This is a genomic window from Paenibacillus sp. FSL H3-0333 (genome assembly GCF_038002805.1).
Taxonomy (GTDB): domain Bacteria; phylum Bacillota; class Bacilli; order Paenibacillales; family Paenibacillaceae; genus Paenibacillus_AQ; species Paenibacillus_AQ silagei.
This window is the reverse complement of record NZ_JBBODG010000001.1, coordinates 1,814,179-1,828,799: the sequence shown is the minus strand read 5'-3', so window position 1 is coordinate 1,828,799 and position 14,621 is coordinate 1,814,179. Positions and strand designations below refer to the sequence as shown.

Below are 14,621 nucleotides of genomic sequence, written 5' to 3'. Positions count from 1 at the left end.
AAAGCCGCAATCCACGCTTACCTTATCAATAAATCAGCATTCACAAGCTTAGCAAGGCTCCGCCGCCGGGTTCCCTGCTTCTTCCTTCGTGCGGAACGAGGAGCCGCAGCCACAGGTGGCGCTGGCGTTGGGGTTGTTGATGGTGAAGCCGCCGGTCATGCCGGATTCTTCGAAGTCGATCTCCAGGCCGTTGAGGTAACGGATATCGTCTTTGCTGACGACCACCTTCAGACCTGCAACGTCCATGTAGATGTCCTGCTCAGTCTCGGTATCATCGAAGCCCATAGCGTAGGAGAATCCGCTGCAGCCCCCGGCGGTTACGCCCAGACGGAGAAACATATCCGGCACTTCCTGCTCTGCAAGCATAGCCTTAATTTGGCCTGCCGCTGTCTCACTTATGTTAATCATAATAACAACCTCCTTGAGTATCATTGTATTAGAATCAAGCAGCCTTCAGGCTGTACGTAATGAAATCAATGCCTTGCTTGAGAAAATAATGAGTATGATGTATATCATTTTCAACGGCTCTTTCAATCAGTATACTCCACTATTCTTCTGCCCTCAAGTCGTAAACCGGGCGAAGGTAAGCGATTTGTCCCGGAAGACCTGCCGTTTCTGGCGGTTGCTCACCCTACGGGAGAAGTTTATAATGAGAAAAGCGATAAATTTTCGAAAAATTGTCACGGGGGTTGCAGTTAACCTCTATTTATAATGCCGGCTGTTGCCGGATATTCTCAGGTACACGATTATGCGATGCAATTGCCTCGCCAACCTTCAGGAGGAACTTATATGTCTACCCTTATTACACCCCACACAGATGCCCGGATGGCGAACATCATTGAGAAGGTTCGCGGCGGAGAACGATTGAATTTGGAAGACGGCGTTTATTTATATGAGAGTAACGATCTCTTAACGATCGGACAGCTGGCTAATGAGGTTAATCTGCGAAAGAACGGGAATAAAGTCTATTTTATCGAGAACATGAGTCTATATTTCACCAATGTCTGCGAATCCCGCTGTGCCTTCTGCAATTTCCGCAAGGATGAAGGCGAAGAAGGGGCTTACACCCTCTCCGGCCAGGAGATGGTGGAGTATGTGCAGCAGCATATTCATCCCGGCGTGCGCGAGTTCCATATTGTAGGCGGGCATAATGATAATGTGCCCTTCCAGTACTATGTTGATTCGCTGCGTGCTCTGAACGAGCATTTCCCCGAGGTGACTCTCAAGGCTTATACAGCGGCAGAGATCGACTTCTTCACCCGCATCAGCGGACTTAGTATCCGTGAAGTGCTGGAGCAGCTGCGCGCCGCCGGACTGAAGACCCTTACCGGAGGAGGGGCAGAGATTCTGTCTGACCAGTACCGCAAAAAAATGCGCGTCGACAAAGCCAATGTCGAGGAATATCTCGAGGTGCACCGCACCGCCCATCACCTTGGCATGAAGACCCATACCACGATGCTGTACGGTTCGATTGAGTCCCGTGAAGACCGCATCCGCCATATGCTGCAAATTCGTGACCTACAAGACGAGACCGGCGGTTTCATGGTATTCATTCCGCTGTCCATGCAGCCTAAGAACAAGAATGCGGGCATTATGCGCCGCAACTCCGCGAATGAGGATCTGAAGACCATTGCCGTCAGCCGCCTGATGCTGGACAATTTCGATCATATCAAGGCCTACTTCATTAATATCGGGCCCCAGTTGACCCAGGTTGCCCTGAACTTCGGCGCTTCCGATGTGCACGGAACGATCCTGAAGGAACGGATCAGCCACGCTGCCGGCGCGCTGACACCGGAGGGCTTGACCCGGGATGAGCTGATCTGGCTCGTGAAGGGCGCAGGACGGATTCCTGTAGAACGGGATACCTTCTATAACGAGATCAAGGTATACGAATAAGAAAAGAACAAGCTTACCTCAGCCAGTGAACGCAGAACTGCCTTGTCCATTATGTACCCGAAAGGAAGATCAGTTGGCATGAGAACCCTACTTGTCTTGGGCGGCGGCTACGGCGGTCTTGCCCTCATTCAGCAACTGCTGGATAATCATCTTCCTCCTGATGTGGAAATCATCCTGGTGGACCGGATGCCGTATCAGGGGATCAAGACCGAATATTATGCACTGGCCGCAGGCACCGCCACCGATTACCATCTGCGGATTCAATTCCCGGTACACCCCCGCCTGACCGTACGTTACGGGCAGGTGGGTTCCATTGATCTGGAGAGCAGGCTTGTCCTGCTCGATTCCGGGGAGCCGGTAGCCTATGATATCCTGGCGATTGCCCTCGGCTGTACGGATAATTACCATAACATTCCGGGTGCCGAGGAATACACCTGCAGTATTCAGAGCTTCGCCGGAACCCGGGAAACTTACCGCCGGCTGAACGATGTGAAGCCTTATGGAACCGTCAATATTGTCGGCGGGGGACTGAGCGGCGTAGAGATTGCCTCTGAGCTGCGGGAGAGCCGGCCGGATCTGAATATCTCTCTGATGGACCGGGGAGAACGTATTTTATCTTCTTTTCCGGCCAAGCTGTCCAGGTATGTCGAGGAATGGTTCAGTGAGCATCAAGTGGAGACGATTGGCGGGGTGTCGGTCTCTCATGTCGAGAAGGATGCCATCTTCAATGGCACCCAAGCTATTCCGGCGGATGTGACGGTATGGACTGCCGGTATTCAACCCGTGAAGGTCGTGCAGCAGCTGGAGCTTCCGAAGGACCGTGGAGGCAGGCTCATTGTGGGGGAATATTACAATATCGCTGAATATCCGGAGGTCTATGTGATCGGGGACTGTGCCAGCCTGCCCTTCGCGCCCAGTGCACAGGCGGCGGGTGCCCAGGGCGAGCAGGTGGGACAGATATTACAGGCGTTATGGCGGGGAGAAACCCCGAAGCTGAATAAAATTAAGCTGAAGGGAACCCTCGGTTCACTCGGCAAAAATGCCGGCTTCGGCCTGATGGGCCGCCGCTCCGTCATGGGCCGGGTCCCGCGCCTGCTGAAGAGCGGCGTCCTGTGGATGTCCAAACGTCATTTCGGCTAAAGAATCCCGGCTTGAATCCAGGCGGCTTAGTCTATCTCCAGGTTGTCCCAGGCCTCTGCCTCTCGTATAGCGGCTTCTATGGCCTCTTCCAGAGCAGCGGGGGAATCAGCCTCAATGATCTCCCCGTCAACCATGGCGAACGGCTGGAGATAACACTCTCCGCAGTTGTTCAGACAGCCGTACTCCACTACATCATATTCAGGGTTTTGCTCCAGCTTAAGCTTGAGCGGTTCAGTGCCGTGGCCGATGTTGCTGGCACAGAATTCTATAATTGGTCTCATGATGATCTCCCTATTCTGCCTTAACCATTTTATTTTTTAACTTTTTGTACTATAATAAACATACGAAAGGAGTGATTGAGAAATGAGTGAGAATGTACAAAGCGCAACCATGTACGATGAAGTACTGGAAGTCCTTGATAAACTTCGTCCGTTCCTGCAGCGCGATGGCGGTGACGTGGAACTGATTGATGTTGAAGACGGCATCGTTAAGCTGAAGCTTATGGGTGCATGCGGCAGTTGCCCAAGCTCCACGATCACGCTTAAAGCCGGGATCGAACGCGCCCTGATTGAAGAAGTAGAAGGCGTGGAAGAAGTCGTTCAGGTATTCTAATCCCGTTTCATAAACCATCCCGGCCTCCGCTAAGAGGCCGGGATTTTTTTTATTATAGAGGATTTCGTCTGCAGGATCAACCACCCGGCTATTCAAAAAAGACCAGAAGCCGCTCCGCCAGCCATTTCTGACTACGGGCTTCTTCTGGTCTCATTAGATTTATTCAGCTTCCCTAGGTTTAAGCTTAGAATGCCGGAATAATTGCTCCGTCATATTGCTTTTCGATGAATTCCTTCGCTTCCGGGGAAGTCAGCGCTGCTGCCAGCTTCTGAATGGCATCGGAATCCTTATTGTCAGGACGGGCTACCAGCAGGTTAGCATACGGGGAATCTCCGCCTTCGATGAACAACGCATCCTTCGTAGGAGACAGCTTGGCATCCAGTGCGAAGTTGGTGTTAATCAGCGCCAGGTCCACTTCATCCAGCTGACGTGGCAGCATGGCTGCATCCAGCTCAATGATATCCAGCTTCTTGGTGTTCTCAGTGATATCCGCTTTGGTGGAAGCAATATTGGTGTCATCCTTCAGCTTGATCAGACCGTTCTTCGCCAGCAGAATCAAGGCGCGGCCTCCGTTCGTTGCATCATTCGGAATCGCAACCTTCGCACCTTCTGCCAATTCATCGATCGATTTGATCTTTTTGGAATAGGCGCCAAATGGCTCTACATGAACAGCAGTTACAGATACGAGATCTGTGCCGTTCTTGGTGTTCTGATCATCCAGGTAAGGCTTGTGCTGGAAGAAGTTCGCATCGAGCTGCTTCTCGGCAAGCTGTGTATTGGGAAGAATATAATCTGTGAATTCTTTGATCTCCAGCTTAATGCCTTGGGCTTCAAGCAGTGGGGCAATTGCTTTGAGGATCTCCGCATGCGGTACAGGAGAAGCACCAATCACCAGGGTTACCGGGTCCGCAGCAGGCTCTGTAGTCGGCTCTGCAGCAGCCGCTTCTGTAGGTGCCGTTGTCGCAGCAGAATTCGTGGTGTTATTCGCCTTGTTGTTTCCGCAAGCGGCAAGCACCAATATCAAGGTCAGGCTGAAGAATGTAAGCAGTACTTTTTTCATCTGTAAATCCCCCTCTAATCCATATGGTTTATTGAATAAGGCTATATGTGGACGTACCTTATTTCCGTGTAAAATGTCTTACCAGCCGGTCACCGGCCATTTGCAGCAGCTGCACCAGAATCACCATTAGCGCTACCGAGATAAGCATGACTTCCTTCTCATAGCGGTAATATCCGTAGCGGATCGCCAGGTCACCCAGTCCGCCGCCGCCGATCATTCCGGACATTGCGGTATACGAGACAAGGGTCACAACAGTAATGGTTACACCGGCAAGCAGACCCGGACGAGCCTCCGGCAGCAGCACGCGCATAACGATCTGCCCGGTGGACGCTCCCATGCCCTGCGCCGCTTCAATAATTCCCCGGTCAACCTCCCGCAGTGCCGTCTCCACCAGTCTGGCGAAGAAGGGCGCCGCGCCGATCACCAGTGCCGGAATCGTTCCAAGCACACCAATCGAAGTGCCCATAATGGCCTTGCTGAACGGAATCAGGGCAACCATCAGAATGATAAAAGGAACCGAACGCAGGATATTCACAACGAAGGATAATACCGAGTAAACCACCCTGATAATAACGTTATTTGACTTGCCCCATAAATATAACACAATTCCTAGCGGTAAACCAAGGATTATTGTAAATATTCCTGAAATAGCGATCATTTTGAGTGTAGCAATCGTAGCTTCCAGCATTTCTTCCCAATTGATTGTGCTAAAGTCCATTACAAAATCACCTCCACATCAAGACCTTGCGCTATGAGCTCAGTGAGCGTGGCTTCAACCGCATCGGCAGGTCCTTCGAACCGGACGATCAGCTGGCCGTAAGGAACATCCTTGATTGTAGAGATGGTGCCATGGAGAATGGCGAAGTGAACCCCGGTTCCCTGAACCACCTGTGAGAGCGTCGACCCGTAAGTCTTTTGCCCCAGAAAAGTGATTTTGACCGACTTCGTGTAACCTGGCTGCACAGCATCAATCGCTTGCCGGAGCGGTCCGTCCGACTGGGTCTCACTGCGGATGAATTCTTTGGTCACCTCATGCTTCGGCTTCAGAAAGACCTCGGCCACTTCACCCTGCTCCACAATACCGCCGCCATGGATCACGGCAACACGGTCGCAGATGCTCTGAATCACATGCATTTCATGGGTAATCAGCACGATGGTCAGATGGAATCTGCTGTTGATATCCATCAGCAGACGCAGAATGGAGTCTGTGGTCTGCGGATCAAGCGCCGAGGTCGCCTCATCGCATAACAGAACATCCGGATCACTTGCCAGCGCCCGGGCGATTCCGACACGCTGCTTCTGTCCGCCGGATAGCTGAGCCGGGTACTTATTCCAATGCTCCTCCAATCCGACCAGGGCGAGCAGTTCCTTAACCTTTTGTTCAATCTCGTTCCTTCCGGCTCCGATCAGCCGCAGCGGAAACGCGATATTATCATAGACTGTAGCCGATGAGAGCAGATTGAAATGCTGAAAAATCATTCCGATCTTACGCCGCTGCTCCTGCAGCTGTCCCTGGCTGAGCGCTGTCAGCTCGACACCGTCCACCCACACCTCGCCCGCAGTCGGACGTTCCAGCAGATTAATGCAGCGGATCAGCGTGCTTTTGCCGGCCCCGGAGTGACCGATCACCCCGAAGATTTCCCCCTTCTTAATCGACAGGCTCAGCGCAGAGAGTGCAGTTGCCTGCTTATTGCCTTTGCCATACACCTTGGTTATATCCTTCAATTCTATCAACCGCTGCGTCCCCCTTCTGTTCTAGCTTCCATCATTGCAAAAAAGACCCCCTACGATCCATGCAGATCGCAAGAGGCCCTGTGTGTATAATGACAATGCCTTCTCATCTGCCAAAACCCCCGAATCCGGCGGCATTGTAGGAATTAGCACCATGACATTTGGATGCAGCGTAAGGCTGTATTCAAACCGGTTGCCGGGCTTCATCGGGCCTATCCCTCCGCCGCTCTCGATAAGATCATAATATGAAGTTATAGATTCCGTATCCTGTCAGAAGTTAATGTATGCCTAAGTATAATTCAGTTTCGAGATTTTTGTCAAAGGTAAGTTTTTACGGACGGGCTTGTCCGGATTTCGGGCTTGGGGCCGCTTTGTTCTTGTGCCATTGTTCATTCCCGTAGCTGTATGCGGCGGCCAGTGATTGGCATACCATCTCCAGGCTCTGCTTCAAATCCTCCAGGTGGCTGTCGAGATCCTCCAGACGAATCTTGTCATGCAATCCCTGGTGACGCTGCCAGAGGTCGTCGGTCATCTCCGCGTTCATGTAATGGATCTCAGCGTTGCGCCGCTTGCGCAGATTCTCCACCGGCTCCCGGTAGGAATTCCTGATTCGCTCCAGCTTCTCCGCCAGCGGATGATGCGGGTGAAGCAGTTGAAATTGCCTCAGCACCGTGAAATAAGAGAAATGCGTCTTCACCTTGCCTGTATTGAGATTGTACAGATTATTCAGCACCGTGCCCAGCTTGTCCAGCAGCGAGAAGACACGGATGAAGCCATCCTTGTAGAAATACACATATCTGGCGTACTCCCCCTGCTCTGTGGACGACATGTCGTCCATATAACCGGCTATCACTGACTTCCGGAAAAAGGCTGCTGCGAACCAGCTCTGCTCCAGCTCATCCAGAGAGGAGATCAGGCCGCGTGTCCAAATTTCCAGCTTGCGGTATTCATGGTCATGGTCTTCATGTGCCGCCATCTCCTTGCGCAGCATGGAGGCTGCCTTCGCCATGGACTCCATAGCTTCAGCCAGCACACCGCTGTTCACGCGGGGCGGCTCTCCAAGTAACGTCCGCAGCATATTTTGACCCTCCTTAAAATTCACTTCTACGCCAGAGGAAAATAACGGTTCCAGTTGCGGCCTACGCGCTTCGCAATATCTTCGCTCGGAGCCAGCTCCTCCGGGTATCCCGGCTTCATCCGGGCATCTATAATGATCGGCAGTGTATAGCTGACGCTGCCCCGGTGTACCCCGGCCGCCGAATAGATATCATCTGCCGGATTGAAGCGGGTGAATACGGTCCACAGGAAGGAGGTCTGCGTGCTTACCGCCTCTTCCGCCTGATCCACCAGCACAATCAGCGGCCAGGCGGTCTCCCTCTCCTTGAAGGCAGCCACCAGTCGCTCCGGCAGTTCCGGGTCCTCTTCATAGGATGCACCGGAAACGGCTAAACATCCTCCGCAATAAGGCACAGCGGCGGTGATTGATGGAAGCAGACCCTCTGTATAGGTCCTTGGCAGCTGACGGACCGGGCTGCCGATGCCCGCCATCACCGCCTTACTGCCATGATTCAGCTTGCGTCCGGTATAATCCAGTGTATCCATGGAGGTATTGGCAAAGATCGTCAGATCCGATTGCGGATTGAAGCGCTCAAGCACCGTTTCCAGCAGCTTGGGGAAATCCGTTAGCTCCACCTGCACATTAGTCAGCAGCAGGAATTTGGTTAAGGAGAGCTGACCTTCCCCTAAGATCCGAAACGCTGACACCATATACTCACGGGGATAGCTCTCCCTCACAACCGCTGAGGTCAGTGAATGCGAACCGGATTCGGAGTAGGACCACAGCGCTTTGACCGAAGGGATCAGCATAGGATAGGCTGGAGCGAGCAGCCGCTGCAAATAATCCTTCAGATAATAATCCTCCTGACGCGGCTTGCCGGTGATGGTCGCCGGGTAGATGGCATCCTTGCGGTGCCACATCCGCTGAACATGCATGACCGGGAAATCATGCTGCATGGAATAGTAGCCGGACTGGCTGCCGTACGGCCCTTCCGCTCTCCGCTCCAGCGGAGACACGCGTCCCCGGATGGAGAATTCCGCCTCAGCCGGAATCCGGTGCCCGCCCAAAGGGTCCTGCACCATGGGAAGCTTGCCGCCCAGCATCAGCGAAGCCAGCATCAGCTCCGGAATCCGTTCCGGCACCGGTGCCACCGCCGCTGCAATCAGGGCCGGCGGCCCGCCGATGAAGACAGACACCGGCAGGGTCTCGCCGAGAAGCTCTGCCTGCGAGTGATGGAAGCCGCCGCCCTTGTGAATCTGCCAGTGAATACCTGTGGTGCTGTCGTCATACATCTGAATCCGGTACAGTCCGAGATTATGATCTTTGGGGTTGGTGATATTCTCCGTATAGACCAGAGGAAGCGTGATGAACGCCCCGCCGTCCTTAGGCCAGGCCGTAATCCGGGGCAGCTCCTTCAGCGGATCACTGCTGCTGCAGACGCCGAGTACCGGAGCCTCTCCTTGCGGTATATTCTTGGTTCCTGCCCTCAGCAGCTCCAGCAGCACCGTCTTCTCCCGCCATAAGCCGGCGCCTGAAGGCGGAATCAGCTGATCGATCGCCGTTGTCAGCGACTTCAGCAGCTGCTCCGGTCTTGTCCCAAAGGCCTTGTTGACGCGCTGAACTGTACCGAACAGGTTCGTAGCGACCGGGAACGGTGTTCCTTGCACGTTCGTGAACAGCAGTGCCGGGCCTTCCTCCTCCACCACCCGGCGGTGAATTTCGGCAAGCTCCAGATAAGGATCAACAGGGGTATCTATCACTGCCAGATCCTTATCCCTGCGGAGCTGCTCAATCCATTGTCGTAAATTACCGTATCGCACTATAGTGTTCCTCCTCAAACAGGACCTTATGCTTATCCCGTCCACCGTTGCCGTTACCTTATCACTTGCTGCCCCTGCCAGCTCCGCTTAACTGCCAGACCCTTACACTCATGTAGCACAGAACCCCAAAGAGTCCGGAGATCAGTACGATATGAGACAACGCAGCAAATATGTACAATCTTTCATTATTTAATGTGTATACCACTGCGGCTCCGCTGAATACCTGCATCAGGCATAACAGAACTGCCGCTACTCCCAGAGCCCTCAGCTCCGGCAGCTCCTTATGCTTCCAGAAGGCCAGATGCCCAAGTATAGCCGTCAGCAGGAACAGAATTGCCGCCGCCATCCGGTGCATGAATACGATCCCTACTCCGCCGCTCATCTCCGGAATCCATTGCCCGTTACACAGCGGCCAGCCGGAGCACCCGCCCTGGGAGCTAGTATGGCTTACGTAGGCTCCAATGTAGACAACGATATAAGAATATACTGCAGTAACCCAGGTTAAGTTGCGGAAGGCTGGGCGGACTTTGGGACTTCCTGTGCTGAATTCCGCTCCTGGAGCGAATGTCCGTCTGGTCCCAAGCGCCAGCATCAGCGAACCGGCGAAGGCAATCAGTGAGAAGCCCATATGCAGGGCCATAACCGCAGCCGACTGCGATTTCACTACTGCAAGCGCTCCCATCCCGCCTTGAACGATGACGAAGATCAGGGTCAGCAGGGCATAGGCCAGCAGATCTCTGCGGTGCCTGGCATAACGCCAGAAGGCAACCATGGAAGCCAGGGACAGCAGGCCAGCCAGACCGCTGAACAAGCGGTGGGTATATTCAATTAGAGAGCCGATGGTGTAGGCCGGAATCAGCTTCCCGTGGCACAGCGGCCACTGATTTCCGCATTCCAGTCCCGAGCCGGTCTTCGTCACCACAACCCCGCCAAACAGCGCCATGAACATAATGAGACAGGTCAGATAGCTTAGCCATTTTAATTGAAGTGTCGTCAATAGTATCACCCGTATTGTATAGGAATGAGTATGAAACATATAAATGCTTATATGATTAGAAAAAAATCACCGCTTCTGCTCGGATAGGGCGAAAGCGGTGCTGCGGAATTACTTGTGAATGCTGAGATAAACGTCCAGCGCCGTATCAAGAAACTTCTCGATTTCCTCCCGGGACTTCCGGAGCTTGTTCACAAACCGGACCAGTTCCCGTCCATCGGTGTACGCGACAAAGCTTGGAATGCCCAGTATATTCTGTTCCTGGCTGACATCGCCTACGGCATCAACATCCACTTCGACCAGGGTAAGACGCTCTGCATATTTCTGTTCCACATCCGGCATGAACGGATCAATGAATTTGCAATCCACACACCACTCTGCCTTGAAGACTGCCACCGTCAGGCGCGGAGACTGAATTGCCACCTGGAACTGGGCAGGCGAGCTGATTTTGTCCATTTATTGACCATTCCCTTCTATCAGAAAGTTACACAAGAAGCTTGCTCTTTAAGTGAAGCAAAATGTACGGAATAAGTCAAACAATAATGACAAATCAAGACAATAGTCATATCATTATTCACCGGCACGCACACGGGCAGGCTGCAACTTCATCAAAGGACCCAGCAGCTTGCGCAGCGGACGGGGATAACCGGCAATCTCCTGACTGCTGAGTACACCCAGAATGATCAGGAGAACCAGATACACAATCACGACTGCCGCTCCAACCACCAGACAGGTAATCAGGAAGGCCAGACGGGCCGGCATCAGATCAGTCATCAATAGGCCTGCTTCATTCAGACCATAGCCGATACCGGCCGAGGCCAGAACCGCAATGGAGAAGCCTCCCCAGCGTTTACCGAGAATGGAGAAGGGTACGATTTTTTTGAGCATCCGCAGATTCAGCAGTGTAATGACAATGAAGCACAATGCCGTAGAGCCGATAATGCCGTAGATGCCGAACCACTGGCTGAACAAGAAGTTAGAACCAAACTTCACGAGGATACCAACAAGTACATAATACATCGATATCCGCGATTTGCCCATTCCAAGCAGGATCGAGTTGGTAGTCATCATCGTAATCTGGAAAATGGTACCCAGCGTCAGCATCGCCACAATGCCGCTTCCATCGAGTGTTTTGAACAAGAGGCCATTCACAGAATAAGCAGCCACGACCAGTGAGAGCACAACCGGTGTGCCGGTCAGAATGGATACCCGCATGGCGAGTGTGACCTGACGCTGCAGGTGCTGTTCATCTTTGCGGGCGAAGGCGGCAGATATAATCGGAATCAGCGATGCACTGAGGGCGATCGACAAGACCGGAGGAATCCCGGCCACACTCTGTGCCCGGCTGCCGAAGATCCCCAGTGTCCACGTAGCTTCCTTCAAGCCGATTTGTCCGCTAAGCAGCGGCACAATAAAGGTAGTATCAATGAAGTTCACTACAGGCACCGTAACGGAAGACAATACAATTGGTATGGACAGCTTAAAAATATCCTTGTAAATCTTCAGCAGCGGGATACGGGCCTCACTCGATTCATATAATGCAACCTTCTCCTCGCTGCGGCGCAGCTTCATGGCATAATAGAGCATCACACCAAAGGCGCCGATACTGCCGAGCACACTCCCGAAGGATGCGCCTGCTGCCATCCAGGTGTTACTGTAGCCCTGACGCAGCAGAATGAAGGCAAGCAGAATGGCCGTGGATACCCGGGCAATCTGCTCAACAATCTGTGAGATGCCGCCGGCCATCATATTGTTACGCCCCTGGAAATACCCGCGCATCATCGCGATCGCGGGGAATAGCAGCAGCGCCGGGGCAATCGCCCGTATGGCCAAGGTACTCTCGGGAACCTTGCTGGATTCCGCATAATAAGGAGCGGCTATGTAGAGCGCCACACTCATAAGCACACCAACCACAGCCGCAAAAATCAGCGCCGCCCGGTACACCTGCTGTGCTTCCTGCGGGCGGTTCAGCGCATAGCGCTCGGACACCATTTTACTAAGTGTACTGGGAATTCCCGCTGTCGCCAGCGGCAGCAGCAGCAGATACACGTTGTTGGCTTGTGTAAACGCAGCGTTACCGACTTCATTGAATAAATGCTCCAGCGGCACCCGCTGGGCAAGCCCTAGGACACGGGCCACCAGTGCGGCTGCCGCCAGAATTAGTGTGCCTTTGACAAAGGATTCTTTCTTGGTGGACAAGCTGTTTCGCCTTCTTCACAATAAATTTAATTAGCTGTTGTTAAAATTTCCCTACCTCTAAAGTGGCGAGATGAATGACATTGTTTTAAGCTTGGAATTTTGAGGGAATTAGGTTATGCTATATAAAGCGAATATATGTTCTTGCAATGGTTTTAGTTGGTCTTTTCGGTGACCACATCCATGGTTCGTTTTTCAGCCGAAACTTTGTTCTATTCTGCGGACTCATCTTCTGTTATAACAGCAAATGGAAGGCGATTATAGTACATAGGAGGCATACTTGTGCTCAAAGCGTTCAAATATCGCTTGAAACCCACAACACAGCAGGCGGAACTATTCGCCAAAACGTTTGGTTGCGTACGCAAAGTCTATAATCTCATGCTCCATGACCGGATTGAATCATACAAAAAGCATCAAGATACGGGCGAGAAAATCAAATTCCCAACACCGGCACAGTACAAGCACGAGTTTCCTTTCCTTAAAGAGGTCGATAGTCTGGCCCTCGCCAATGCGCAGCTCCATCTTAATGCCGCCTACCGCCAATTTTTCCAGCAGCCCGCCTCCGGGTTTCCCCAGTGGAAATCCCGCAAACATCCCGTCCAATCCTACACCACGAATAATCAGCACGGAACGATTGCAATTAAGGAGGGTCGTTACTTAAAGTTGCCCAAAACGGAGCCGGTGCGAATCAAATTACATCGACAGCCGCAGGGAGTCATCAAGTCTGCAACAATCTCCCTCACGGCATGCGGCAAGTATTTCGTTTCCCTGCTGTGCGAAATGAATATCCCGCCCAAACCCAAAACGGGTTCTGTAATTGGGATTGATCTCGGCCTTACGAATTTTGCGATTTCATCGGATGGAGTAAAAATACCGAATCCGAGGACTCTCTCCAAAACGGCCGTTACACTGGCGAAAGCGCAGCGCAAACTATCGCGCCGGGCGCAGCATGCGAAGAAGGACGGGCGTCCGCTTAGCGAGAGCCGCAACTACCAGAAGCAGCGGATACTGATCGCCAAGCTGCATGAAAAAGTGAGCAACCAACGAAATGATTTTCTGAACAAACTCAGCACGGATCTCATCAATAACCACGATGTAATCAGTGTGGAGTCGCTGAATGTCAAAGGGTTGGTGCGCAATCACAAACTCGCCCGGTCGCTTCATGACGTCTCGTGGTCCAGCTTTATATCCAAACTGACCTACAAAGCGGCCTGGTACGGCAAGCAAGTCGTGCAGGTGGAACGCTGGTTCCCTTCGAGTCAGCTGTGCTCAGCTTGTGGGCATAGAGGCGGGAAGAAGGCGCTCCGCATCCGGGAATGGAACTGCCCAAGTTGCGGCATACACCATGACCGTGACCTAAATGCGAGCTTGAACATTCGAGCAGAAGGGCTTCGCCTGCTGCAAGGTGCAGAAACACTTTAACAGGACAACGAACCGCAGGGACTGCGGGGATCGCTTGGGTAGCGCGTTGAGCTGGTGCGAAGGGAGGGGTTAAACCGCTCCATCCAATTGCTTAAGCGTGCAATAAATCTGACCTCTGCTCACGGGTTATGCTGCTTTGAGCAAGTGCGGGTTGTTTCCAAGAATCCGCCACCTCTACAGGTGGGGGGAGTTCACTAACGTCCGATCCAGATAAAGAAGAGGACGACCATCACAATCTGCAGAATAATCTTGACGACTGTGCTGCTGAACAGCCCCAGCAGAGCGCCGAAGCTGACCTTAACCGCTTTGCCGGCCTTCTCGCCGGCAATCAGCTCGCCGATGAAGGCACCCAGGAAGGGACCAATCAGCAGGCCGAACGCCGGAATCAGGAACGGACCGACGATCAGACCGATGGTGCTGCCGATCACGGAGGCGCGGGAGCCGCCGAACTTCTTGACGCCCCAGGCCCCGACCACGTAGTCAGCAATGAACAGAACGACAACGATCAGGGTCTGGGCAATCCAGAACCAGGGACCGAAGGAGTCGAAGGAAAAGAACCAGCCATATACAAAGAAAGCCAGGTAAATCGCAAGCGCCCCCGGCAGGATCGGATATACCGCCCCCGCCAGCCCGATTGCGAACAAAGCAATGATCAGAATCCAGCCCAGAATTGTCAATTCCCTCAACTCCTTA

15 protein-coding genes and 1 riboswitch are annotated in these 14,621 nt (G+C 52.9%); of the genes, 4 read left to right on the top strand and 11 right to left on the bottom strand.

The features are described from left to right. Nucleotides 1-48: 48 nt before the first annotated feature. Nucleotides 49-408: a HesB/IscA family protein gene (locus MHH78_RS08220; protein ID WP_076081607.1), complete on the bottom strand. Its 360-nt coding sequence runs from the start codon at nt 406-408 to the stop codon at nt 49-51. 381 nt (nt 409-789) lie between these two features. Here MHH78_RS08220 and mqnE point away from each other — a divergent pair, with 381 nt between their 5' ends. Beyond that, nucleotides 790-1,896: an aminofutalosine synthase MqnE gene (gene mqnE / locus MHH78_RS08215; RefSeq protein ID WP_341167092.1), complete on the top strand. Its 1,107-nt coding sequence runs from the start codon at nt 790-792 to the stop codon at nt 1,894-1,896. A 78-nt stretch (nt 1,897-1,974) separates the two neighbouring features. After that, nucleotides 1,975-3,036, top strand: coding sequence for an NAD(P)/FAD-dependent oxidoreductase (locus MHH78_RS08210; protein WP_036722010.1), 1,062 nt, complete (start codon nt 1,975-1,977; stop codon nt 3,034-3,036). Nucleotides 3,037-3,062: 26 nt separating this feature from the next. Here MHH78_RS08210 and MHH78_RS08205 read toward each other — a convergent pair whose 3' ends face one another. Next, nucleotides 3,063-3,317: a YuzB family protein gene (locus tag MHH78_RS08205; protein WP_063829082.1), complete on the bottom strand. Its 255-nt coding sequence runs from the start codon at nt 3,315-3,317 to the stop codon at nt 3,063-3,065. An 82-nt stretch (nt 3,318-3,399) separates the two neighbouring features. Between MHH78_RS08205 and MHH78_RS08200 the strand changes: the two genes are divergently transcribed. Beyond that, nucleotides 3,400-3,648: a NifU family protein gene (locus tag MHH78_RS08200; protein WP_036701687.1), complete on the top strand. Its 249-nt coding sequence runs from the start codon at nt 3,400-3,402 to the stop codon at nt 3,646-3,648. A 184-nt stretch (nt 3,649-3,832) separates the two neighbouring features. Here MHH78_RS08200 and MHH78_RS08195 read toward each other — a convergent pair whose 3' ends face one another. The 8 genes from MHH78_RS08195 to MHH78_RS08160 form a co-directional block, all read right to left on the bottom strand. Continuing rightward, a complete protein-coding gene (locus MHH78_RS08195) occupies nt 3,833-4,708 on the bottom strand; it encodes a MetQ/NlpA family ABC transporter substrate-binding protein (protein WP_340938298.1) in 876 nt (291 codons plus the stop codon). 58 nt (nt 4,709-4,766) lie between these two features. Then, entirely contained in the window at nt 4,767-5,426 is a 660-nt protein-coding gene (locus MHH78_RS08190; protein ID WP_036722016.1) for a methionine ABC transporter permease, read from the bottom strand. Further along, nucleotides 5,426-6,442 (bottom strand): methionine ABC transporter ATP-binding protein, encoded by a 1,017-nt coding sequence (locus MHH78_RS08185; protein WP_341167091.1) that lies wholly within the window; start codon nt 6,440-6,442, stop codon nt 5,426-5,428. The genes MHH78_RS08190 and MHH78_RS08185 overlap by 1 nt, the downstream gene beginning before the upstream one ends. Nucleotides 6,443-6,542: 100 nt before the next feature. Beyond that, nucleotides 6,543-6,678, bottom strand: a riboswitch (SAM riboswitch). Between the two features lie 92 nt (nt 6,679-6,770). After that, on the bottom strand, nt 6,771-7,517 hold the full coding sequence (locus MHH78_RS08180) for a Cthe_2314 family HEPN domain-containing protein (RefSeq protein ID WP_076081601.1): 747 nt from the start codon (nt 7,515-7,517) through the stop codon (nt 6,771-6,773). Nucleotides 7,518-7,543: 26 nt separating this feature from the next. Continuing rightward, nucleotides 7,544-9,316 (bottom strand): UbiD family decarboxylase, encoded by a 1,773-nt coding sequence (locus MHH78_RS08175; RefSeq protein WP_341167090.1) that lies wholly within the window; start codon nt 9,314-9,316, stop codon nt 7,544-7,546. Between the two features lie 61 nt (nt 9,317-9,377). Further along, on the bottom strand, nt 9,378-10,313 hold the full coding sequence (locus tag MHH78_RS08170) for a COX15/CtaA family protein (RefSeq protein ID WP_341167089.1): 936 nt from the start codon (nt 10,311-10,313) through the stop codon (nt 9,378-9,380). A 108-nt stretch (nt 10,314-10,421) separates the two neighbouring features. Then, nucleotides 10,422-10,766: a thioredoxin family protein gene (locus MHH78_RS08165; RefSeq protein ID WP_341167088.1), complete on the bottom strand. Its 345-nt coding sequence runs from the start codon at nt 10,764-10,766 to the stop codon at nt 10,422-10,424. Nucleotides 10,767-10,880: 114 nt separating this feature from the next. Beyond that, nucleotides 10,881-12,509 (bottom strand): putative polysaccharide biosynthesis protein, encoded by a 1,629-nt coding sequence (locus MHH78_RS08160; protein ID WP_209875896.1) that lies wholly within the window; start codon nt 12,507-12,509, stop codon nt 10,881-10,883. Between the two features lie 279 nt (nt 12,510-12,788). Between MHH78_RS08160 and tnpB the strand changes: the two genes are divergently transcribed. After that, complete coding sequence (gene tnpB / locus MHH78_RS08155) at nt 12,789-13,928, top strand: IS200/IS605 family element RNA-guided endonuclease TnpB (protein ID WP_445668035.1); 1,140 nt, start codon at nt 12,789-12,791, stop codon at nt 13,926-13,928. A 194-nt stretch (nt 13,929-14,122) separates the two neighbouring features. Here the strand turns inward: tnpB and MHH78_RS08150 are convergent, their stop codons facing one another. Continuing rightward, the gene (locus MHH78_RS08150) at nt 14,123-14,605 is read right to left on the bottom strand and encodes a DUF456 domain-containing protein (protein ID WP_341167087.1); all 483 of its coding nucleotides are present in this window, start codon (nt 14,603-14,605) and stop codon (nt 14,123-14,125) included. Nucleotides 14,606-14,621: the final 16 nt, after the last annotated feature.